The sequence below is a fragment of the Nocardia sp. BSTN01 genome, from assembly GCF_015354405.1.
Classification (GTDB): domain Bacteria; phylum Actinomycetota; class Actinomycetes; order Mycobacteriales; family Mycobacteriaceae; genus Nocardia.
Map to the genome: position 1 here is coordinate 43587 of NZ_JADKYP010000010.1, position 23238 is coordinate 66824.

Annotated in this window: 18 protein-coding genes; 10 read left to right on the forward strand and 8 right to left on the reverse strand. The window is 69.2% G+C overall.

Features of this window, described 5'->3' with window-relative positions; translation table 11 throughout:
• Positions 1-156 precede the first annotated feature (156 nt).
• Together icmF and IRT45_RS11520 are read left to right on the forward strand one after the other, a co-directional pair.
• On the forward strand, positions 157-3426 hold the full coding sequence (gene icmF, locus IRT45_RS11515) for a fused isobutyryl-CoA mutase/GTPase IcmF (protein ID WP_194805938.1): 3270 nt from the start codon (positions 157-159) through the stop codon (positions 3424-3426).
• Positions 3427-3510: 84 nt separating this feature from the next.
• Positions 3511-4596: an amidohydrolase gene (locus IRT45_RS11520; protein ID WP_194805842.1), complete on the forward strand. Its 1086-nt coding sequence runs from the start codon at positions 3511-3513 to the stop codon at positions 4594-4596.
• Between the two features lie 60 nt (positions 4597-4656).
• Here IRT45_RS11520 and IRT45_RS11525 read toward each other — a convergent pair whose 3' ends face one another.
• Positions 4657-5061 (reverse strand): Dabb family protein, encoded by a 405-nt coding sequence (locus IRT45_RS11525; protein ID WP_194805843.1) that lies wholly within the window; start codon positions 5059-5061, stop codon positions 4657-4659.
• Positions 5062-5164: 103 nt separating this feature from the next.
• Between IRT45_RS11525 and IRT45_RS11530 the strand changes: the two genes are divergently transcribed.
• Positions 5165-5794 carry a TetR/AcrR family transcriptional regulator gene (locus tag IRT45_RS11530; protein ID WP_194805844.1) on the forward strand — a complete coding sequence of 210 codons (630 nt, stop codon included), beginning with the start codon at positions 5165-5167 and terminating at the stop codon, positions 5792-5794.
• A gap of 95 nt (positions 5795-5889) precedes the next feature.
• Positions 5890-7404 (forward strand): NAD(P)/FAD-dependent oxidoreductase, encoded by a 1515-nt coding sequence (locus IRT45_RS11535; RefSeq protein WP_194805845.1) that lies wholly within the window; start codon positions 5890-5892, stop codon positions 7402-7404.
• On the opposite strand, the gene IRT45_RS11540 is transcribed toward IRT45_RS11535, so the two are convergent.
• The 3 genes from IRT45_RS11540 to IRT45_RS11550 are packed head-to-tail and all read right to left on the reverse strand — an operon-like array spanning position 7377 to position 11810.
• Positions 7377-8150 carry a helical backbone metal receptor gene (locus IRT45_RS11540; protein WP_194805846.1) on the reverse strand — a complete coding sequence of 258 codons (774 nt, stop codon included), beginning with the start codon at positions 8148-8150 and terminating at the stop codon, positions 7377-7379. The two genes, IRT45_RS11535 and IRT45_RS11540, sit on opposite strands and share 28 nt — an antisense overlap.
• Before the next feature lie 16 nt (positions 8151-8166).
• On the reverse strand, positions 8167-8955 hold the full coding sequence (locus tag IRT45_RS11545; RefSeq protein ID WP_194805847.1) for an SWIM zinc finger family protein: 789 nt from the start codon (positions 8953-8955) through the stop codon (positions 8167-8169).
• Positions 8952-11810 carry a DEAD/DEAH box helicase gene (locus IRT45_RS11550; protein ID WP_194805848.1) on the reverse strand — a complete coding sequence of 953 codons (2859 nt, stop codon included), beginning with the start codon at positions 11808-11810 and terminating at the stop codon, positions 8952-8954. Before IRT45_RS11550 ends, IRT45_RS11545 begins: the two co-directional genes overlap by 4 nt.
• 408 nt (positions 11811-12218) lie before the next feature.
• On the opposite strand from IRT45_RS11550, the gene IRT45_RS11555 reads away from it, so the two are divergent.
• Positions 12219-12920 carry an HNH endonuclease family protein gene (locus IRT45_RS11555; protein ID WP_194805849.1) on the forward strand — a complete coding sequence of 234 codons (702 nt, stop codon included), beginning with the start codon at positions 12219-12221 and terminating at the stop codon, positions 12918-12920.
• A gap of 94 nt (positions 12921-13014) precedes the next feature.
• On the opposite strand, the gene IRT45_RS11560 is transcribed toward IRT45_RS11555, so the two are convergent.
• The gene (locus tag IRT45_RS11560; protein WP_194805850.1) at positions 13015-13683 is read right to left on the reverse strand and encodes a TetR/AcrR family transcriptional regulator; all 669 of its coding nucleotides are present in this window, start codon (positions 13681-13683) and stop codon (positions 13015-13017) included.
• Positions 13684-13900: 217 nt separating this feature from the next.
• Here IRT45_RS11560 and IRT45_RS11565 point away from each other — a divergent pair, with 217 nt between their 5' ends.
• The 5 genes from IRT45_RS11565 to atzF are packed head-to-tail and all read left to right on the forward strand — an operon-like array spanning position 13901 to position 20446.
• Positions 13901-15424: an amino acid permease gene (locus tag IRT45_RS11565; protein ID WP_194805851.1), complete on the forward strand. Its 1524-nt coding sequence runs from the start codon at positions 13901-13903 to the stop codon at positions 15422-15424.
• Positions 15425-15458: 34 nt separating this feature from the next.
• Positions 15459-16208 carry a DUF1989 domain-containing protein gene (locus tag IRT45_RS11570; RefSeq protein WP_194805852.1) on the forward strand — a complete coding sequence of 250 codons (750 nt, stop codon included), beginning with the start codon at positions 15459-15461 and terminating at the stop codon, positions 16206-16208.
• Complete coding sequence (locus IRT45_RS11575; RefSeq protein WP_194805853.1) at positions 16205-16825, forward strand: urea amidolyase associated protein UAAP2; 621 nt, start codon at positions 16205-16207, stop codon at positions 16823-16825. The genes IRT45_RS11570 and IRT45_RS11575 overlap by 4 nt, the downstream gene beginning before the upstream one ends.
• A gap of 56 nt (positions 16826-16881) precedes the next feature.
• A complete protein-coding gene (locus tag IRT45_RS11580) occupies positions 16882-18843 on the forward strand; it encodes a 5-oxoprolinase/urea amidolyase family protein (protein ID WP_309240910.1) in 1962 nt (653 codons plus the stop codon).
• A gap of 10 nt (positions 18844-18853) precedes the next feature.
• The gene (gene atzF, locus IRT45_RS11585) at positions 18854-20446 is read left to right on the forward strand and encodes an allophanate hydrolase (protein ID WP_194805854.1); all 1593 of its coding nucleotides are present in this window, start codon (positions 18854-18856) and stop codon (positions 20444-20446) included.
• Between the two features lie 6 nt (positions 20447-20452).
• On the opposite strand, the gene IRT45_RS11590 is transcribed toward atzF, so the two are convergent.
• From IRT45_RS11590 to IRT45_RS11600, 3 genes are all read right to left on the reverse strand, one after another.
• Positions 20453-21268: a sulfurtransferase gene (locus IRT45_RS11590; RefSeq protein ID WP_194805940.1), complete on the reverse strand. Its 816-nt coding sequence runs from the start codon at positions 21266-21268 to the stop codon at positions 20453-20455.
• A 62-nt stretch (positions 21269-21330) separates the two neighbouring features.
• Positions 21331-22485, reverse strand: coding sequence for a benzoate/H(+) symporter BenE family transporter (locus IRT45_RS11595; RefSeq protein ID WP_194805941.1), 1155 nt, complete (start codon positions 22483-22485; stop codon positions 21331-21333).
• A 140-nt stretch (positions 22486-22625) separates the two neighbouring features.
• The gene (locus IRT45_RS11600) at positions 22626-23183 is read right to left on the reverse strand and encodes an Lrp/AsnC family transcriptional regulator (protein ID WP_194805855.1); all 558 of its coding nucleotides are present in this window, start codon (positions 23181-23183) and stop codon (positions 22626-22628) included.
• Positions 23184-23238: the final 55 nt, after the last annotated feature.

Consider the following 23238-nt stretch of genomic DNA (forward strand, 5'->3'; position numbering starts at 1 on the left):
TCCTATAGTTGGACATCCAAGTATTGGAAGTCATGTGATTTACGCCACGGATGGCGCCGTGGTCCGCATCACAGTACAGTTGATTTGACGTCCTACTATCGGGACGCCAAGCGTAGGCGCCCGGCGGTCCCGCGCCGGCCTCTGGTGGAGGATTACATGGCCGACCTGCACGTTCCGGTCCATCCCGTACGTTTCGTCACCTCCGCGGCCCTGTTCGACGGCCACGACGCGGCGATCAACATCATGCGGCGCATCCTGCAGTCGCAGGGCGCCGAGGTGATCCATCTGGGCCACAACCGCGCGGTGCACGAGGTGGTCGACGCGGTGCTGACCGAGGACGTGCAGGGTGTGGCCGTCAGTTCGTATCAGGGCGGGCACGTCGAATACTTCGAATATCTGGCGAGCGCGCTGCGGGAGGCCGGGGCGGGGCACGTCGAGATCTTCGGCGGTGGCGGCGGCGTGATCGTCGCGGAGGAGATCGAGCGGCTGGCGGCGGCCGGAGTGCGCATCTTCTCCCCCGAGGACGGCCAGCGCCTGGGCCTGCCCGGCATGATCAACGAACTCGTCCGCGCCTGCGACGTCGATCTGTCGGCCGAACCGGCCGCGATCGAGGCGGTTCTCGCCGGTGAACGATACGCGTTGGCGCGCACCTTGACCTGCCTGCAGGCCGATGCGCTGCCCGCCGCGCATCTGGACGAACTGCGGGCCGCCGCGGCCGGCCGGACCGTGCCGGTGCTCGGCATCACCGGCACCGGCGGCTCCGGAAAGTCCTCGCTCACAGACGAACTCGTGCGGCGGCTGCGCACCGATCAGCAGGACAAACTGCGGGTGGCGATCCTCGCCGTCGACCCGACCCGGCGCCGCGGCGGCGGCGCACTGCTCGGTGACCGCATCCGGATGAACTCGCTCGACAGCGAACACGTCTACTTCCGCTCGCTGGCCACCCGTGGCGCACACGAATTGCCGACCAATATCGACGCGATGATCCTGGCCTGCAAGGCGGCCGGATTCGATCTGGTGATTCTCGAAACGCCGGGTATCGGCCAGGGCGACGCCGCGATCATCGACCACGTCGACATCTCGATGTATGTGATGACGCCGGAATTCGGCGCCGCCTCCCAGCTCGAGAAGATCGACATGCTCGATTTCGCCGATGTGGTGGCGATCAACAAGTTCGAGCGCCGCGGCGCCGAGGACGCACTGCGGGACGTCTCACGCCAGCTCGTGCGCAACCGTGAGGCGTTCGGGTCGGCACCGGAGGATATGCCGGTATTCGGCACCAGCGCGGCGACATTCAACGACGACGGGGTGACCGCGCTCTATCAGCATCTGGCCGGGCTGCTCGGTGCGCGCGGCCTGCCGCTGGAGACCGGGGTGCTGCCGCGGGTCGACACCCGGGCCTCGACCCGCTTCGCGCAGATCATCCCGCCGGGCCGAGTGCGGTATCTGGCCGAGATCGCCGAGACCGTCCGCGATTACCATGCCGAGACGCGACGGCAGGTGGTCGCGGCCCAGCGGGTGCAGCGCTTCGAACAGGTGCTGGCGGAACTGCCGGCGGGGGCCACCGACGATCCGGCCAGCGCGGAAGACGCGACGGTGGAAGGTCTTTCGGCCGCGGAACGGACCTTGTCCGGACTACTCGCGCGCGCGAGCGAGGAGCTCACCCCGGAATCCGCGGCGCTGCTGCGGGATTGGCCCGCCACCGTGGAGTCGTATCGTGGCGAGGAACAGGTGGTCCGCGTCCGCGACCGCGAGATTCGCACTCCCCTGCGCCGAACCACGTTGTCGGACAACTCGATCCCGCGTGTGGCGCTACCGCGCTTCACCGATCACGGCGAGCTGCTGCGCTTCCTGCGATCGGAGAATCTGCCGGGCCGATTCCCCTTCACCGGCGGCGTGTTCGCGTTCAAGCGCGACAACGAGGATCCGGCCCGCATGTTCGCCGGTGAGGGTGATCCGTTCCGCACGAACCGGCGATTCAAGGTGCTTTCGGAACATGCCGAGGCCAAACGCCTCTCGACCGCCTTCGACTCCGTGACGCTCTACGGCCACGATCCCGCACCGCGTCCCGATATCTACGGAAAGGTCGGCACCTCAGGGGTTTCCATCGCCACCGTCGACGATATGAAGGCCCTCTACGACGGCTTCGACCTCAGTGCGCCGAGCACGTCGGTCTCGATGACCATCAACGGGCCGGCGCCGACGATTCTGGCCTTCTTCCTCAATACCGCGATAGACCAAGCGCTGCAGCGGTTTCGGGAGGCCAACGGGCGCGAGCCGAGCGGCGACGAAGCGGCCGACATCCGTGCCCGCACCCTCGCCACGGTCCGCGGCACCGTGCAGGCCGATATCCTCAAGGAGGATCAGGGCCAGAACACCTGCATCTTCTCCACGGAATTCAGCCTGCGGATGATGGCCGATATCCAGGAATGGTTCGTCCGCAACGGCGTGCGCAATTTCTACTCGGTGTCGATCTCCGGCTATCACATCGCCGAGGCAGGCGCGAATCCGATCAGTCAGCTGGCGTTCACGCTGGCCAACGGATTCACTTATGTCGAGGCCTATCTGGCGCGCGGCATGGCCATCGACGATTTCGCGCCGAATCTGTCGTTCTTCTTCTCCAACGGCATGGATCCGGAGTATTCGGTGATCGGGCGGGTGGCCCGGCGGATCTGGGCGGTCACCATGCGCGACAAATACGGCGCCAACGATCGCTCGCAGAAGTTGAAGTACCACATCCAGACCTCCGGGCGTTCGCTGCATGCCCAGGAAATGAACTTCAACGACATCCGCACCACCCTGCAGGCGTTGATCGCCATCTACGACAACTGCAACAGCCTGCACACCAATGCCTACGACGAGGCGGTGACCACCCCCACCGAGGAATCGGTGCGGCGCGCCCTGGCCATCCAGTTGATCATCAACAAGGAATGGGGCCTGGCGATGAACGAGAATCCGCTGCAGGGCAGTTTCGTGATCGACGAGCTGACCGATCTGGTGGAGGAGGCGGTGCTCGCCGAATTCGAGCGGATCAGCGAACGCGGCGGGGTGCTGGGCGCGATGGAGACCGGATATCAGCGTGGCCGCATCCAGGACGAATCGATGCGCTACGAACACCGCAAACACGACGGCACACTGCCCATCATCGGAGTGAACACGTTCCGCAATCCGAACGGCGAAACCCATCAGGTGCTGGAACTGGCCCGCGGCACCGAGGCCGAGAAACAATCGCAGCTGCGGCGCACCGAGGAATTCGTCACCGCGCACCGCGAGCCGGCGCAGGCGGCCCTGGCCCGGCTCGAGGCCGCCGCACGCGGCGACGACAACGTCTTCGACGTGCTGATGGATGCCGCGCGGGTATGCACTCTGCAGCAGATCACCGACTGTTTCTTCACCGTCGGCGGGCAATACCGCCGCAATGTGTGACAAGGGTTCGGATGTGGCCCGCCGGTGTGTGCGGGCGTGTGACAATGCCGGAGAGCGGACAGTCGAACGCGACGGAAGGGCGCCATGGACCTCGCCGGTATCAGCGTTGTGGACGCACATATCCATCAATGGGATCCGCTGAACACGCCGCGGGATTTCAGCATGCTGGCGAAGCTGTTCCGGTTCGTGCCGGTGCCGGTCGACAAGGCCGCCCGGCTGGCTCCCAAACGGGACCGCGATTTCGTCGGGATTCCCGATGCCTATCTGCGGCCGTATCTGCCCGCGGATTACCGCGAGGATCTGGGCGCGGTGCCGGTGGAGGCGCTGGTGCACATCGAGGTGGAATGGGCCGGGCGGGCGCCGGACGCCAAGGCCGACGAGACGCGGTGGGTGGCCAGCCTGCCCTTCGGGGTGGACACTCCGGCCCTGGGCGCGATCATCGGCAGCGGTGATCCCGCGACGCCCGGATTCGCCGAACTCGTCGACAAGCATCAGTCCGCGTCACCGCTGTTCCGCGGCATACGCACCATGGTCGCCCACCACCCGGACGCCGGGGTGCGGTCGTTCTGCCGGGCCGACGGCGCCCTGACCGAGTCGGCCTTCCTGGACGGCTTCGCGGTCCTGGCCGAACGCGGGCTGTCGTTCGAGGCGTGGGTCTACTCGCATCAGATCCCGCAGGTCACCGCCCTGGCCCGGCGCTATCCCGAGGTGACGATCGTGCTCAACCATCTCGGCACGCCGGCCGGAATATTCGGCCCGGTGGGCAAGAACACCGGCACCCAGCCGGGCCGGCGCCGCGAACTGTTCGTGCAGTGGCGCGACGATATCGCCACACTCGCGACACACCCCAATGTGATGGCCAAGGTCAGCGGGCTGGCCATGCCGATCCTCGGCCATCCGGTGCCGATGCGCGGCCTACCGACCCCCGTCTCCGAACTACTGGACCGCACCGCGCCGCTGTTGCACCACGCCTTCGACGTCTTCGGCGCCCAGCGTCTCATCTGGGGTTCGAATTATCCTGTGGACAAACCGATTACAAGTATCGCCAACGGCGCGCAAGCGGTGATCGACGTGCTGGCCGACCGCGGCGGCAGCGCCGAGGAACTCGACCAGGTCTTCCGCACGAACGCCCAGCGCACCTACGGCATCGACGCGGAACTGCTGGCCTGAACACGGCGGTGCGCCAGTTGCGCTGTCTCCCAGGCGATTTTGTGCGCGGCGGCGGCGGTCTCAGCCGAAGCGCAGTTCGGGAATCGTCGCCATCAGCTCCTTCCACTCCGGGTACATGGCGAGTTTGCGGTCGTTGACAGCCGCGATCTTCGCGCTCAACTCCGGGTCCGGATCGTCGGACACGTCGGGGCCGATATGCAGCTTCGCGAAGTGCGGAATGATCTCCGGATCACCGGCCAGATGGACCGGGTCGTGCATATACCGCTCCAGCGCCGCCAGATCCTCGATACCGAAGTAGTAGGCGTGGGTGTAGCCGTCGTCGGGGTCGTTCAGCACGGCCTGGCCGACAGCCGAGAAAGACACCGACTCGACCGAAGCCGTGCGGCGGATGGCTGCCAGGACCCGTTCCTTGTCGGCCTCGGACGTTTCGGGCCGGAAGGCGAAGCGCAGCGTGTGGATGATCATTCGTACCTCCTGATTTGAACCGACCAGTTCAATCTAATGAACTAATCAGTCAGTGCACAAGTGCTGACCGGGAAGTCCATCGCATTGGACGTACGATGCGAAGGTGACGAAGGCACCGGCCACGCGCGGACGTATCGACAAGCGCCAGGCGATCCTGGACGTCGCCTTCGACGTCTTCGCTCGGCGGGGCTACGGGAGGGCCTGCGTCCAGGAGATCGCGAACGAGGCGGGGGTCGCCAAACCCACCGTCTACAACCACCTCAGCGACAAGGAGACGCTGTTCCGCAGCACGGTCGAGGCGGCCGCCGACCAAGTCGGCGCGCAATGTCTCGCCGCGGTGGAGACACTGCGCGCCGCCGACGGCGACCCGGGTCCGGCGCTCACCGCGACCGCGCGCGAACTCGTACGCATCTGCGCCGGGCCGCGGTCGCACGCCTTGCGCGCATTGGCCTATGCCGAGCTGGGCACCTTTCCCGACCTGGTGCTGACCGTGCAGGAACGCACCTCACTGCGCCTGGCGCAGACCCTGGCCGACCGGTTCGCGCGGCTGGCGCTCTCGGGCGGGCTGCGCCGATGCGATCCCGAACTCGCCGCCGAACATTTCCTCGCGCTCCTGACCGGACCGCTCGAGGCTCGCTCCCGGCTGGGCACCCGCGCCGTGGAACCGGCCGAACTGGACGAGATCGCCGACGGCGCCGCCGACGCCTTCCTGCGGGCCTACGGTCCGGCCTGAGACGGCCGGGCGTTGACATCCCGGCCACCGCGCGGTTAATTGGTGGCAGGTGCGGCCAGTCAGGTGCCCTGGCCGAGGACGGCACGGGAGCAGTCATGGCCATCGACCACGAAGTGATCATCGTCGGCGCCGGATTTTCCGGTATCGGGGTGGCGATCGCCTTGCGGAAGGCCGGTTTCCGGGACTTCCTGATCGTCGACGACGCCGACGGCGTGGGCGGCACCTGGCATTGGAACACCTACCCCGGCATCGCCGTGGACATCCCCTCGTTCAGTTATCAGTATTCGTTCGAGCAGAGTTCGCGGTGGTCGCGCATCTACGCGCCCGGCCACGAACTGAAAGACTACGCCGAACACTGCGTGGACAAATACGGGCTGCGACCGCGCATCCGGTTCAGCACAACGATCACCGCCGCGGAATTCGACGAGGACGCCTCGGTGTGGACGCTGCGCACCGGCGACGGGGAAACCCTGACCGCGCGCTACGTCATCGGCGCGACCGGTGTGCTGACCCGGCCGAAGCTACCGGATATCCCTGGCGTGGAATCATTTTCGGGCCTCACCATGCACACCTCGCGCTGGGACCACGACCGCGACCTGCACGGAAAGCGGGTGGCGATCATCGGAACCGGGGCATCGGCCGTGCAGGTCATTCCCTCGATCGCTCCGGATGTCGCCGAGCTGACGGTCTTCCAGCGCACGCCGATCTGGTGCCTGCCGCGGCCGGACACCACGCTGCCCACGCCCGCGCGCTGGGCGCTGCGGTATCTGCCCGGCGGACAGGCGATTTCGCGTTTGGCGAGCCAGGCGTTCGTCGAACTGACCTTCCCGCTGTCGGCGCACTACTATTCGAATCTGCCGCTGGCCAAACTCGGCGAGCGCTCCGGACTGGCCCATCTGCGGCGCCAGGTGCACGATCCGGTGGTCCGGGACAAACTCACCCCGCGGTATGCGCTCGGATGTAAGCGGCCGGGTTTCTCCAACGATTACCTGCCGACCTTCAACCGCGACAACGTGACGCTGGAAACGGATCCGATCGCCGAGATCACCCCCACCGGTGTGCGCACGGCGGCCGGCACCGAATATCCGGCCGATGTGCTGATTCTCGCGACCGGCTTCAAGGTCATGGAATCGGGCAATATGCCGACCTTCGACATGACCGGGGTCGGCGGCCGTGACCTCGAGAAATGGTGGGACGAGAACCGCCTGCAGGCCTACGAGGGCGTCAGCGTGCCGGGCTTCCCCAACTTCTTCTCGATCATCGGACCCTACGGATACAACGGCGCGTCGTATTTCACGCTGATCGAGATGCAGACCTCCCACATCCTGCGGTTGCTCCGTCATGCGCGCGGCAAGCGCGCCCATCGCATCGAGGTCACCGCGGCCGCCAACGAGCGATACTTCCACGAGATGCTGGAACGACGCGGAGGACAGGTCTTCTGGCAGGACAGCTGCGCGGTCTCGAACAGCTACTACTTCGATAGGCACGGCGATGTGCCGCTGAAACCGATGAGTACCGTCGAAGCGGCCTGGCGCGCAGCCCATTTCGATCTGGACGACTACAGCTTCGAACAGGTCACGGCTCAGCTGCCGACCACGCGGGCCAGCTGAGCGGTCAGCCGCTCGCGCGCCTCGACCAGCGACGGGCCGTACCAGGTGAGGTCGCGGCCGCTCACCAGCGCGACCGGGATTCCCGCGAACGCCTCCGGACCATCGGTCGCGGTGAAGACGTACGGCTCGTCCGGCAGCACCGCCAGCCGAACCCCCTGCACCAGTTCGGATCCCGTCACCGTGGGATAGCGTTCCGATCCCGTCGCGTGGACCAGGTTCAGACCGAGGCGACCGGCGAGATCCGCGGTGAACGTGTCGCGGCCGACCACCATCCACGGCTTACGCCAGATCGGGATCACCGCATCGATCGGCGGGTGCGGCGCGGGCGCGGACCAGACCGCGCGGGCCCGGGTCAGCCAGGCCGGCACCGCACCGCCCAGGGCGATGCCGAACAGCCGCGTCATCGAGGTGAAAGCCTCGTCGACGGTGCGAATCCGGGTGACCCACACCGGAATTCCCGCCTCCCGCATCCGCTCGACATCGAGGCGGCGGTTCTCCTCCTGATTGCACACCACCAGATCCGGCGCCAATTCGGCGATCCGGCGCAGATTCGGGTTCTTCGTGCCCCGCACCCGTTCCACCGCCAGTTCCGGCGGATGGGTGCACCAGTCGGTGGCGGCGAGCAGCAACTCCGGGCGGCTCACCGCGATGGCCTCGGTCAGCGACGGGACCAGCGACACCACCCGGCGCACCGGACGCCGCAGCGCCACCGCGGCATCCAGATCGTCGACGGGATCTTCGGGCACCACGCCAGCATATGGGCTAACCCGAGCCCTCGAGGGCCCGGTAGAGGGCGCGAAGTTCCCGCATACCGGCCTCGGCGACCGATTCGTCCTCACTGGTCATCCGCAACGCCTGCCGCAGCGGAATCGGATCGAGGTCCTCGATCGCCGCGCGGAACTGCGGCGCCGGCAGGTCGGGCAGGACCACGTTCTCGCCGTAGATGTCGTCGGAGACCGTCGGGCCGCTGTCCTCCTGCACCCCGCGAATCAGCGTGTCGAGATCGAGGCCGCGCAGGGTCAGCATGATCGCCGGGGACTCGTCGAGGCGTTCGGCCACGATGTAGCACAGTGCGGCGACGTGTTTGCAGGGCCAGCCGTCGTCCGGGCAGGTGCAGGAGAAGTCGAGTTCGGCGGCGGTTTCGGGCAACAGCAGCGGGCCGAGCTCCTGCGGCAGGGCGCCGGAGGCGAGCTGGGCGAGCATGCCGGGTGTGCCGCGGACCTGATCGACCAGTTCCTCCAATCGGTCGTCGCGCAGCACCCGCAGCGTCAGCACCGAAGTGAACGGCCGCGGTTGGCTGCCCTGGACCTCGGCGGCGACCGCGCCGGGCTCGATGTGGTAGTTCACGACCTGGCCGGAGCGGGCGTAGGTGCGCCCCCGCGAGAGTCGACCGGCGTCGGCTACCTGCTCCACGGCGTCGAGGAAGGCCCGACCCCACCAGGATCGCGCGAAAGATCCCCGGCGGCTGCGAGGTTCGACGCCGCCGCGCACCGGGCGGCGCTTGCCGTAGACGCTGAAATCGGGAACCGGATACTCGGGCGCCGGACTCATTCGCCCACCGCCTCGGCGCCGAGCATGAACAGGTCGCGCAATTCGTCGGTACTCAGTTCGGTGATCCAGTTCTCCCCGGTGCCGACGGTGAGATTCGCCAATTCCTGTTTGCCGGTGAGCATATCGTCGATGCGCTCCTCGATGGTGTCGACACAGACCAGTTTGCGGACCTGCACATCGCGGCGCTGACCGATGCGGAAGGCGCGGTCGGTGGCCTGGTTCTCCACCGCCGGATTCCACCAGCGATCCAGGTGCACCACATGATTGGCGGCGGTGAGATTGAGTCCCGTACCGCCCGCCTTCAGCGACAACACCATGATCGGCGGGCCGTCGGCCTCGGCGAAGCGCTCCACCATCCCGTCGCGGCGCTTCTTGGCGACGCCGCCGTGCAGGAACGGAATCACGGTGCCGAACCGCTCGCTCAGATACGGGGTGATCAGATCACCGAATTCGCGGAACTGGGTGAACAGCAGAGCCCGCTCCCCCTCGGCCAGGACCGATTCGAGCACATCCTCGACCAGGGCCAGCTTGCCGGAGCGGTGGCGTCCCCGCCGCAGCAGTGCCGACCCGTCGCCGAGGAAATGCGCGGGGTGGTTGCACACCTGTTTGAGCCGGGTGAGCGCGGCCAGGACCGCACCCCGGCGCGCCATGTTCACCGCGCTGGAACCGGTGGCGCGCGAGGCCTTCAGCTGCGCGAGCATATCGTCGACGACCGCTTGATACAGCGCGGCCTGTTCGACGGTGAGGTTGGCGCGCACCGTCATCTCGAACTTCTCCGGCAGATCCGAGATGACCGAGGGATCGGTTTTCACCCGGCGCAGGACGAACGGCGCGGTGACGGCGCGCAGCCGGCTGACCGCGTTCTCGTCGTGTTCGCGTTCGATCGGCACCGCGAAGCGCGCGTGAAATTCCGACGGTTTGCCCAGCACGTTCGGCGCCGCGAAATCGAGAATCGACCGCAGTTCCTCGAGCCTGTTCTCCACCGGAGTTCCCGTCAGCGCCAGCCGATGGCGGGCCGGGATCGCGCGGGCGGCGCGGGCCTGGCGGGTGGCGGCGTTCTTGATGTGCTGCGCCTCGTCGAGGACGACGCGTTCCCAGCGCTGGCGCTTCAACTCCTCCACATCGCGCGCCAGCAGCGCGTAGGTGGTCAGCACCAGATCGGAATCGGCCACCGCCGCATCGAATTCCGCGCCGGAGCGGCGTGCCGAACCGTGATGGACCAGCACCCGTAACCCCGGGGCGAAGCGCTCGGTTTCGCGCTGCCAGTTGCCGACCACCGACATCGGGCACACCAGCAGCGTCGGCCCCGGAACGGAATCCGTTGCGGCACTCTCGTTCTCGTGCAGCAGCAAGGCGAGCACCTGTACCGTCTTGCCGAGGCCCATATCGTCGGCCAGGATGGCGCCGCAGCCGAGACGGTTCATCGTCGCGAGCCACGACAGTCCGCGCAGCTGGTAGGGACGCAGCTGCGCCTTCAGGCCGGCGGGCGGGTCGACCGGGTCGCCGGAGTGGATACCGTCGAACAGTTCCTGGACCCAGCCGCTCGCGGTGACCTCTTCGATCGGAACCTGGCGCACCTGAGTGGCCGCGATCTCGCCGAGCAGCTGCGTCAGTGTGGCCGGACGTTCGTCGACCTTGCCCTCCAGATAGGCGGCCGCCGCGGCCAGGCTGCGCCGGTCGGCCTGCACCCAGTGGCCGCGCAACCGCACCAGATCCGATTTGGCCTGGATCAGCCGGCCCATCTCCGCCGGTGTGAGGACCGTATCCCCCAGGGCCAGTTCCCAGCGATAGGAGACCAATCCGCTGAGTCCGACCGCGGTTTCGGTGGCGGCCGGGGACTGCACCCGCAACCGCATACTCGGCGAGACGATGCGCCATGCCCGCGGCAGCATCAGATGTACACCCGCCGAACGCAATTCGTGCGCACCGTGGGCGACCAGCTCCTGCACGACCGGTGTCGGGAGCAGGAAATCCATCCCGTACGGGTCGCGCGGTACCTGCTGCAGTCGCGGATAGGCCTGGACCGCGGCGGCTACCTTCTCCCCGGCGAGCCGGATCAATGCCGGGTCGCCCTGGATCGGAACCGGTTGCGGCGCTTCACCTTCCGATCGGAGGCAGACTTCCAGCCGCCACAGGGCGTCGACCGCCTGCGGATCGTCGTCGGGATCGTCGTCCGGTTCGAGCAGGCGCAGGACGAGTTCCGGCTCGCCGACGGTGAGACTCGCGCGCCACTCGTCGAGCACCGAGGCCACCCGATGCGATCCCGATTCCAGCGGAACCTCCGCGACCAGCGCGGCCGTCAGCGGATGCGACGGTTCCCGGACGCTCAGCTCGAGCCGGACGAGCGGGTCGGCGAGTTCGGTGATGAAGTCCTCGAGGATCGAGGCCGCGGATCGGGCATCCGGCACCCGCAGCGCGGGCGGCATCGCGGCCGCCAGTTCGGCCAGCCAGGCCCGCTGCCGCTGCCCGCCCACCAGCCGCCACCGCACCCACCACTCGCCGTCGGCGCGATGCAGTTCGGGCACGATCCGCCCGGCACGCACCCATCGCCGCAGTCCGCGGGCCACATGGGCGAGAAAACGCAGATCCGCCGCCACCGCCGTCTCCGGCAGGGCCTGGGTGAGCACCCGCGCGGCCACCTCCGGCGCCAAGGCATGCCCGCGCACCTCGACCACTTCCGGGCCGGCTCCCGCGGGCACTAGCACCCGCACCCGATGCCGGAACCGCGCCGACCGCGCGATCGCCCCCAGCGGATCGGGCAGCTCGCCGAATGCCTCCTCCTGCGGCCGTGCCGCCGACTCGGGCAGGCGCCACAGCACCAACCCCGACCCCGGCGACCACAAACCGTGCAGCATGTCCTCCATCCAATCAGCCCCCACCGACACGCCAGGTCGCGGCCGGTGGTGGGGTGCGGACCGTGCGCGGGTCGACACAGCGGCAGCGGCGCGTGCACCCTGTTGTCGCATCCCGGCCCACGCTGCCCTGGAGGTGCCACGCCGGGCCGGGCGCTGGTTCGTGCGCCCAGGCACTCCGAGGTCTGGGGATGCAACTGTCCATGTGATCGCTACGCGGTCGAGTCGGCCGCGCCCGCCGGTTGCGGACGCCACGAAGTCGGCGGATGCCGGGATACGACCGGCGCAGGCCGGCGCGACGGAGGCGGTGACCCGGTCGCAGCGGCGCCCGATTCGGACGTATCGAACGAACGCACCCCGTGCAGGTCTTTCGGCACCGAAGTTGTCGGGCGCGGCAGGTAGATCCGAGGTATGCGGTGGGGACGGCGGGCGGGGTGGGCAGCGGTGGTGGTCGTGGTCATGGCGGTGACGGCATGCGGAATCGTCGGCGGGCCCGACCCTGCGCCGGGCAGTCCGAGCCGGGCTCGGATCGAGCAGTTGCTGGGCGCGGTGGCCGTGGTGGCGCGGCGGCCGCATCCGGGCGGGTACGACCGGGACTGCGGGGCGGGGCACGGATGTGTGTTCGGGCCGGCGTGGTCGGATGATCAGGACGGGCCGGGTGGGCACGACGGATGCGATTCGCGCAACGGCGTGCTGGCACGGCAGTTGCGCGAGGTGAGATTCCGGCCGGGTACCCGCGACTGCGTGGTGCTCGCGGGCACACTGCGAGATCCGTACACCGGCCGCTCGATCGGCTTCGACAAGGCGCGGGCCCGGGAGGTGCAGATCGACCACGTCTATCCGCTGGCCGCCGCCTGGGATATGGGGGCGGCGAGCTGGTCGCCCGAACAGCGAGTGCGCTTCGCCAACGACATCGAATTCAACCTGCTGGCCGTCGACGGCCCGGCCAATATGGACAAAGGCGATCGCACACCCGCGGACTGGCTTCCACCCGCCGGGGCCTATCACTGCTTCTATGCCGGAAAGTACCTCACCACGGCAGCGCAATACCGCCTGCCCATCACCGCAGCCGACCACGCCGCACTCGCCCGCATCGCCCGGCAATGCCCCTGATGCGACGACCGGCGGGCCACGGCAAGCAACCACGGTCTACTGGACCGAAGTCGGCTCAGCCGCTCCTCGCGAACCGTTTGCCGAACCGGTCGAATCATTCGCCCGCGTCCAGTCGCCGGAGCAGCCGCTGGGCGGCGGCACGCAGCGCGGCCGGGTCGTCGGTGACGCCGAGTACCCGCAGCGCCGCGTCGGGGATGGCGGTTTCCGCGTAGTCGGGGGCGGTGCCCTCGTCGGAGCGGATATTGATGACCGTTTCCACCATCCGGAAGGGCAGCACATGCGCGCCGGGGACGCCGGTGGGTGCGGCCTCGATCGCCGCGGCCGCGAGTTCCTCGTAGTGGCGGCGCAACCGGGCGCGGCGGCCGCGGAAGTCGGCGAATCGGTCGCTGCGCAGTTCGGGCAGCAGATACAGGGCACCGAGATTCCACTTGGCGGCGCACAGCTGGCGCACGTCGGCGCGGGCCAGGGCGTACAGCCGGACCGCGGCCGGCTCGGGTTCGGCGCGCAAATGCTCGGCCAATTCCAATGCGCCGGTGATGGTTTCGGCGAGCAGCGCGTCCAGGATGTCGTCCTTGGCGGCGAAGTGGTGGTAGAGCGAGGCCTGCCGGATACCCACCGCATCGGCGATACCCCGCGTGGATGTGCTGCCGTAGCCGTTGGCCGTGAACAATTCCGCTGCGGCGTCGAGTATCTCGGCGCGCGGCGTCCGCCCGCGACGGCTGCGCTGATCGACGCGAGGACGGCCCGGCCCCAGGTGTGTCACCGCCTCATCCTGCCACCGTCCCCGCCCCGCGGACCGGCACCGGGGCACGCACCGCGTCCCACCTGCGGTTGTGAAATATCTGTCACTCGACAGAAATACCGGCAACGCAGACGTTACGCGGGTTACCGCAAGCGATACACGGCCGTCACCGAAAGCGCGATCCGGCCCGCAAAACTGTCACCTGATAGATATTGGCCGCCACGCCGAAGGACCGCCCATGGCCATCGCACTCGATCCACCCTCGCAATCCCCGACCGGCGACAGCGCCGATCTCGAACGCTTCGGATATCAGCCGGTGCTGCATCGCAAACTCGGCCGCTACGCCTCGTTCGCAGCGGGATTCTCCTTCGTCTCGATCCTCACCACCATCTTCCAATTCTTCGGATTCGGTTACGGATTCGGCGGCGGCGCGTTCTTCTGGACCTGGCCGATCGTGTTCGCCGGTCAGTTCCTCGTCGCGCTGAATTTCGCGGAACTCGCCGCGCGCTATCCCATTTCGGGCTGCATCTACCAGTGGTCGCGCCGGCTCGCGGGTGAGGTGGTGGGCTGGTTCGCGGGCTGGATGATGATCATCGCGCAGATCGTCACGGCCGCCGCGGCCGCCATCGCGCTACAAGTGGTCCTGCCCTCGATCTGGAGCGGGTTCCAGCTGGTCGGCACCGATACCGCTCTCACGTCCACCGACGGCGCGGCGAACGCGGTCCTGCTGGGCAGTGTGCTGCTGGTGATCACGACGGTGATCAATGTGATCGGCATCGATCTGATGGCCCGGATCAATTCGATCGGCGTCACCGTCGAGATCGTGGGCGTGCTCGCCGTCATCGCCCTGTTCTTCACCCATACCGAACGCGGCGCCGATGTGGTCCTGCAGACCGACCAGGCGGCGCCCGGCCCGTACTGGGCGGCGTTCCTGGTCTCCGGTTTGATGGCCGCCTATGTGATGGTCGGATTCGATTCCGCCGGAGAGCTTTCCGAGGAGACGAAGAATCCACGCCGGGTCGCGCCGCGCACCATCCTGCTGGCGCTCGCCGCCTCCGCCCTCGGCGGTGGCCTGCTCCTGCTGGGCGCGTTGATGGCAGCGCCCAGCATCAGTGACGGCCACCTGGCCACCGACGGACTGGCCTACGTGATCACCGCCAAACTCGACAGTCCGGCCGGCACCGTGCTGCTGTGCTGTGTCGCGGTGGCGATCACGGTGTGCACCTTGGCCATTCAGACCGCGGGTTCGCGACTGATCTTCTCGATGGCCCGCGACGGCCGCCTGCCGTTCGCGTCGCGACTGGCCGCCGTGCACCCGCGCTTCGGCACCCCGGTCCTGCCCGCGGTGATCATCGGCGTACTCGCCGTGGCGCTGCTGGTGGTGAACCTCGGCAACGCCGCGCTGTTCGCGACGCTGGCCAGCGTGTGCATCGTGACGCTGTACGTCGCGTATCTGCTGGTCACCGTCCCGCTGCTGATCCGGCGGCTGCGCGGACTGCCCGCCGCCGAACCCGGCCTGTTCTCACTGGGCCGCTACGGCATCGCGGTGAACGTCGCGGCGGTGGTGTGGGGCGTCGCGATGGCGGTGAATCTGGCCTGGCCGCGCGCGGAGGTGTACACGCCGGCCGGTGGCGGATGGTGGATGCTCTGGGCCGCACCGCTGTTCCTGCTCCTGACCGTCGCGGTGGGCGCGGTGGTGCACCGCATCGTCACCCCCCGCGCCGCGGCCGCGGAAGCCCGGCCCGCCCCGCAACCCGCCTGAGCGACATTCCCATCCGACTCTGCGAGGAGACATCATGTCCGCAACCGCCTCCACCGTCGGCGCCCGCGACCACGCGCGAGCGCAAGCCGCGGCCGCGACCGTCGCCGGTCCCGACCTGCCCGAGGGCGTCGACCCCGCGAAAGTGACTTTCGCCCAACGCGTTCCGGGCAACGGGTACACCACCGCGGTACTCGCCCGCGGCACCCGGCTCCGGCTGGCCGATCCGGACGGCGCGGCCGGCGCCCACCTGCTGCTCCTACGGGCCGAGGCGCCGTGGGAACGGTTGAACGTCGCCGACACCATCAAGGTGCCGTGGCAGGCCTATCCGGGCCCGGGCCATCCGCTGCTGTCGGATCAGGGGCGCGTGCTCGCCACGATCGTCGCCGACACCTCCGGCCACCACGACACGCTGTGCGGACCGACACCGCGGGTACGACAGGCACTGCGGGTCGCAGGCGCGAAACACGGTCTCTCACCGCGCGATATCGGCCCGTCGGTCGCCCTGTTCCGCGGGGTGCGCGTAGGCACGGACGGCGCCCTCACCGCCACCGGCAGCGCGGGTCCGGGACGCTCGGCGGAACTGCTGATCCACCTGCCGCTGACCGTCCTCATCGCCAACGGCACCCATCCACTCGACGACCGGCCAGCCACGGCGCTGGACGTCGTCGCCTGGCGCGGCGCCGCGAAGCCGAACGACGCCGACGCCGACCCGGAATATCGCCGGGCCGTGGAGAACACCGAACAGGCCTGGCTGGCCGCACACGATCCGGAGGCGATCGCATGACCACCGTTACCGAACGCACCGTCGTCCTGGACGAGACCGTGGCCGCCTGCGCACCGTGGTCGACCGTGGTCCGGGCGGGTCAGCAGTGGCAGATCATCGACCTGTACGGCAACCAGGCGGTGGACTGCCTGCTCTATTCGGCCGCCGATCACGCCGACCGCTACAGCGCCCAGGCGACCGTCGCCGCCCAGCGCAATATCTTCCTGACCACCGGCAGCGTGCTCCGCGCCGAATCGGGGACGGCGCTGATGACCGTGGTCGCCGACGAGGTCGGCAATCACGACACCATCGCCGGCGCGTGCTCACAGGAATCCAACACCCTGCGTTACGGCCACCACACCCGCCATCAGCACGCCTGCGTGGAGAACTTCCTCACCGAGGCGTTGCGCTGGGGGCTGGGCAAACGCGATCTGGTCTCGAACATCAACTGGTTCATGAACGTTCCGGTCGAGGCCGACGGCACCCTCGGGATCGTCGACGGGCTCTCCGCACCGGGTAAGTCGGTGATGCTGCGTGCCGAGATCGACACACTCGTCCTGATCTCCAACTGCCCACAGATCAACAACCCCTGCAACGGATTCGATCCGACGCCGGTACGGATGGTGGTGACACAGTGACGACGGCGATCGCAATAGATACCGGCACAACGGATCTGGAGGCGAACGCCACCGGCATCGAGGTGGTGCGGGCGGGAATGCTGACCACCGTGCAGGATTGGCCGGGCCGCGTCGGCTACTGGCACGTCGGCGTCCCGCCGTCGGGACCGATGGACGATCTGTCCTTCCGGCTCGGCAATCGGGCGCTGGGCAACGACGAGGGCGCGGCCGGACTCGAATGCACCCTCGCCGGGCCCGCGCTGCGATTCCGCACCGCGACCCGGGTGTGCGTGACCGGTGCGCCCGCGACGGTCACCCTCGACGGCGAGCGAGTGCGCCAGTGGCGCACCGTCGAGGTCCCGGCGGGCGGCACGCTGGATGTCGGCGCCGTGCAGGGACCGGGGATGCGGACCTACGTCCTGTTCGAGGGCGGGCTCGACCTTCCCGAATACCTCGGCAGCACAGCAACTTTCACGCTCGGCAGGTTCGGCGGCGGCACCGGCGCCGCCCTTCGCGGCGGCGACCGGTTACCCCTGGGCGAGCCGACCGGCACCGTCGGGTCCGGGGTGCCGATGGCCGAGCAGCCGGTGCTGACGCGCCGATGGGAACTCGCCGTCACCGAGGGCCCGCACGGCGCGCCGGAATTCTTCACCCGCGCCGATATCGACACCATCCTCGGCACCGACTACGAGGTGCACTTCAACTCCGATCGGACCGGGGTCCGGCTGATCGGGCCGAAACCGCACTGGGCGCGCAGCGACGGCGGCGAGGCCGGACTGCACCCCTCGAACATCCACGACACCGCCTACTCGATCGGCGCCCTGGACTTCACCGGTGATACGCCGATCCTGCTGGGTCCGGACGGCCCCAGCCTCGGCGGATTCGTCTGTCCCGTCACGGTTGTCGCCGCGGAACGCTGGAAGCTGGGGCAGCTCTGTCCCGGTGACACCGTGCGCTTCGTCCCGGTACGCGCCGACCGCGCCGCCTCGATCCGCGCCCTGGGACCGGCCCGGCGGGCCGACTGGCCGATCGTGCTGTCCGACGGCGGTGACGGCGACGACGGCATCCTGGCCCGCGCCGAAGCCGACGACACCACCACCGTCACCTATCGCCGCGCCGGTGACGACGGTGTCCTCGTCGAATACGGCGATATGACGCTGGATCTCGCATTGCGCGCCCGCGTCCACGCCCTGCACCGGCATCTGCTCGAACACGCCGAGCCGGCGATCACCGAACTGACACCCGGAATCCGTTCGCTCCAGGTGCGTTTCGATCCGGACCGGCTGGCCACGCCGAAACTGTTGCGACTGCTGCGCGAGGCCGAATCCGCCCTGCCCCCGGCCGCGGAACTGGTGGTGCCGAGCCGCACCGTGCACCTGCCGCTGTCGTGGGACGATCCGGCCACGCGCGAGGCCATCATCCGCTATATGCACGGCGTGCGGGCGGATGCGCCGTGGTGCCCCTGGAATATCGAGTTCATTCGCCGGATGAACGGATTGTCCACGGTGGCAGATGTTTTCGATACGGTCTTCGCCGCCGAATACCTCGTGCTCGGCCTCGGCGACGTGTACCTCGGCGCACCGGTCGCCACCCCCACCGATCCGCGCCACCGCCTGGTCACCACCAAATACAATCCGGCCCGCACCTGGACGCCGGAGAACGCGGTCGGCATCGGCGGCGCCTATCTGTGCATCTACGGCATGGAGGGGCCCGGCGGATATCAATTCGTCGGCCGTACCACACAGGTGTGGGACCACCGCTGCACCGGCGACGCCGAGGATCCCTGGCTGCTGCGGTATTTCGATCGCATCCGCTGGTATCCGGTGTCCGCGGAGGAACTGCTGGACCTGCGGGCCGACGTCGCCCGCGGCCGCGGCGCACTGCGCGCGGAGGAGGGCGAATTCCGGCTCGCCGAATATCGCGATTTCCTGTCCGCCAACGCCGAATCCATCGCCGACTTCCGCACCGTGCAGGCGGCAGCGTTTGCCGCCGAGCGGGATTCGTGGCGGGCGGCGGGCGAATTGCACGAACGAGGATGAGGGGCCCGACATGAGCATCTGGATTCATCGATCCGAAGACCCGGGTCCGCACGGCACCGGCCCGCTGGCGGGTCTGCGGGTGGCCGTCAAGGACAACGTCGATGTCGCCGGCCTGCCGACGACCGCCGGCTGCCCGGACTACTCCTTTCTGCCCGACCGCGACGCGCCCGCGGTCGCGGCCCTGCGCGCCGCGGGTGCGGTGGTCATCGGCAAGACGAATATGGATCAGTTCGCGACCGGCCTGGTCGGCACCCGCTCGCCCTACGGTCCCGTCCCGGACTCGCGGCGTCCCGCATTCATCTCCGGCGGTTCGAGTTCCGGTTCGGCCGTGGCCGTCGCGACCGGCGCGGCCGATATCGCGATCGGCACCGATACCGCGGGGTCCGGGCGTGTTCCGGCGGCGCTGCAGGGCATCGTCGGCATCAAACCGACCGTGGGAGTCGTCTCCACCGCGGGGGTCGTCCCGGCCTGCCGTTCCTATGATTGCGTGACGATCTTCGCCGCCGACCCGGCACGCGCCGATCAAGCGATGGGGGTGATGGCCGCCGGTGCGCCCGGTCGCGCGTGGCCCGCCGATACCCGGCTGGCGGCTCCGCCACGCCCGACCGTCGCGATCTTCGCCGACCTGCCGGAACTGGATCCGGTGTGGCGGGCGGCATTCGACCGGACCGTCACCGCACTCCGGCAGCGCGGGGCGACCATCGTGGAGATCGACCCGGCGCCGTTCCTGGCAGCGGCCCGGCTGCTCTACGACGGGGCGCTGGTCGCCGAAAGGTACGCCGCGGTGGGCGAATTCATCGAGACACGACCGGATGCGGTCGATCCGGCCGTCGCGAGCATCATCCGCGCCGCGCGCGATATTCCGGCGCATCGGCTGGTCGCCGACCGCGCCGAACTCGAGCGCTTACGCACGCTCGCGATGGACAGCCTGGGCGACGCCGACGCGCTGCTCGCGCCGACCGCCCCGATGCATCCGACCATCGCGCAGGTCGAGGCGGATCCGATCGGGGTGAACTCCCGCATGGGCACCTACACCAATTTCTGCAATCTGTTCGATCTGTGCGCCGTGGCCGTGCCCGCCGGGATGGCGGGCGAATCCTGTTTCGGCGTCACGGTTTTCGCGCGTCCGTTCGAGGATGCGGTGGCCTCGGATATCGCCGTCTCGATCACCGGCGATGCGGAGATCACGCGGCCGTGGCCACTGGCGGTCGCGCCGGTGTGCGAGCTGATCGTGTTCGGGGCGCATCTGCGCGGCCAGCCGTTGGAACACCAGTTGCATGCGCTCGGCGCCCGCTGGGCCGGTCCGGTCCGCACGGCCGCGGCCTATCGCCTCGCCGCCCTCGACACCACGCCGCCGAAGCCCGCGGTGACCCGCTGCGAGGGTGGTGTGTCGGTGGCGGGTGAACGCTGGTTGCTCTCCCCCGCCGCCCTCGGCCGCTTCCTCGCCGCACTGCCGGCGCCGATGCAGCTGGGTGCCGTCGAACTCGACGACGGCACCTGGCACACCGCGTTCGGATGTGACGGGACCGCCGCCGCCGAAGCCAAGGACATCAGTGAATACGGTGACTGGCGCGCGGCCCTCGCGGCGGGGGCCGTGGGCTGATTCGCGTCAGTCCAGCGCCGTGGCGACCGGGCGCTCCGGATCCGACGACCACTGCGACCACGAACCCGGATACAGCGCCGCCGACACTCCCACGACCGACAGTGCCGCGATCTGGTGGGCGGCGGTCACCCCGGAGCCACAGTAGACCGCCACCGGGCCGGAGCCGAGATCGGAGAACCGCGCGCGCAACTGGTCCGGGGTCTTGAACGTGCCCTCGGGCGTGAGGTTTTCCGCGGTCGGCACGCTCACCGCGCCGGGGATGTGCCCGGCGCGCGGGTCGATCGGCTCGACCTGCCCGCGATAGCGTTCCCCGGCTCGCGCGTCCAGCAGCGCGCCCCGCCAGCCAGCCACCTCGTCGGCTTCCACCACCGGCATATTGCCGGGCGTGAGCACCACGTCGCCGGGCTTCGGGTCGGGTTCGGCGCCGACGGCCAGATCGCCGCCGCCGCGCTCCCACGCGGGCAGGCCGCCGTCGAGAATGCGCACGTCGCGCAGGCCCGCCCAGCGCAGCAGCCACCACGCCCGCGCGGCGGCCATGCCGCCGGTGGCGTCGTAGACGACCGTCGGCTCCCCGGTGCGCAGGCCCCAGCTGCGGGCGCATTTCTGCAGGTGGGTGAGGGTCGGCAACGGGTGGCGGCCGTGTGCCGGGGACGGCGGCGCGGCCAGTTCGGTCTCCAGATCGACGAAGATGGCGCCGGGAATGTGGCCGGCGAGATAGTGCTGGGGCCCGTCGGGATCGCCCAGCGCCCATCGCACATCCAGCAGATGCACCCGGCTCTCACTGTCCGCCAGCGATTTCCGGAGTTCTTCGGGGGAGATCAGTACCGCGGTCAAGCCCGGCTCCTCAGTCAACAGATGTACCCGTGACGCGAACAGGTGTCAGCCTACGACACGGGCGCGTCCCGGCGGGTCAGCATCCACCGCACGACCAGGCCCGCGACCACCGCCCAGAACGCGGCGCCGATGCCGAACACCGCTATCCCGGAAGCCGAGACCAGAAACGTCACCGTGGCCGCGACTCGATGTTCGGCGACCCCGAGCGCCGCGGTGAGCGCGGCGGCGAAAGTGCCGAGGAGGGCAAGTCCGGCAACGGTTTCCAGCACACCGGCGGGTGCGGCGGCGGCGAGCGCGACCAGCGCCGCGGCGGCCGGAGCCAGCACGAGGTAGGCCCCGCCGGCGGCCATGGTGGCCGCCCAGCGCCGGCGCGGGTCGGGGTGGGCCGACGGCGCGGCCGCCAACGCCGCGCTGATCGCGGCCAGGTTGATCGCATGCCCGCCCGCCGGGGCACCCACGATGGTCCCGAGCCCGGTCACCGTCATCGACGCCCGCCACGGCACCCGATATCCGAACGAGCTCATCACCGCCACGCCGGGGATGTTCTGCGCGGCCATGGTGACCACGTACAGCGGAATCGCGATGCCGATGATCGCCTGCCAACTCCAGTGCGGCACAGTGAGTTCCAGCTTCGGCACGAGATCGGCGACCGGAATCGAGCGATGTCCGGCGACCATCGCGATCGCCGCCCCGGCCACCGCGGTGACGAAGGCGCCGGGCACCGCCCACCGCTGCGCGTACCGCTGCAGCACCACCCACACCACCAGCACCGGCGCCACCACCGCCGCGCTCGAGGTGGTCAGCGCCCGCAGCGGCGCCAGGCACAGCGGCAGCAGTACGCCGGCGAGCATTGCCTGCGCGATCTCGACCGGGATCGCGGTGATCAGCCGGCCCAGCCGGGACCAGCATCCGGTGAGGACGATCAAAACCCCGGTGACCACGAATGCCCCCACCGCGGCGGGCCAGCCACCGGTCACCGCGCCGGCGCCGGCCAGCAGCGCCGCACCGGGAGTGGACCAGGCGAGGGTGATCGGCATGCGGTAGCGCCGGCTCAGGATCCACATGCCCACCGCCTGCGTGACACAGACCGCCAGCAGACCCGAGGCGGCCTGCGCCGGGGTCGCGCCGACCGCGGTCAGTCCGGCCAGCACGACCGCGAACGAACTGGTGAAACCGACCAGCGCCGCGATGATCCCGGCGCCCATCGCCGGTCCGGTACCGCCGTGCCCGCCCTCGACGGCTGCCGCCCGGACGCCCGTCTGCGCCTCGGCGACGTCGGGCGGGTGGGAGGTGGAATCGGCGGTGGCAGTCACCGGGCTATCTTCGCGGGCGGCTGGCCCTGCCGTCAGCGGCCAGTACGCCGGAACTGGACCGAATTCTCCCCGGCGTCCTGTCGTGGCGCTGCCGACTCGTCGGCTCCGGCCAGCCGCTGCAGCAGCGGCGCGGTGCGCGGCCCGACCAATTGCTGCATCACCAGCGCCATATTGGTGCGCTGCACACCCGCGATCTTCAGGATCGCGCCGGTGATCCGGTACAGGTCGTCGGCGTCGCGCGCGACCACGCGAACGGTCAGATCCGTCTGCCCGGTCGTGCCGCACACCTCGGTGACCTCGGGTATCTCGGCGAGTTCGGCCACCACATCGGCGAGCCGATGCTGATCGACCACCACCGCGACGAAGGCCGCCAGCCGGTAACCGAGGGCGCGCGGGTCCACGCGCCGTTCGAATCCGGCGAGAACCCCGGCGGCCTCCCATCGGGCCAGCCGGGCCTGCACGGTATTGCGGGACAACCCCAGTCGCGTGGCCAGTTCCACCCCGGTGGCACGAGGGTTGGCAACCAGTTCCAGCAGCAGCCGGGCATCGGTGGCGTCGATTGTCGCGGGAGCGGGTTCAGCACTGGGCATATAACGCAGTATGACAGTCCGGCCCCCGTCCGGATCGAGCATTCTGCACAGTCCG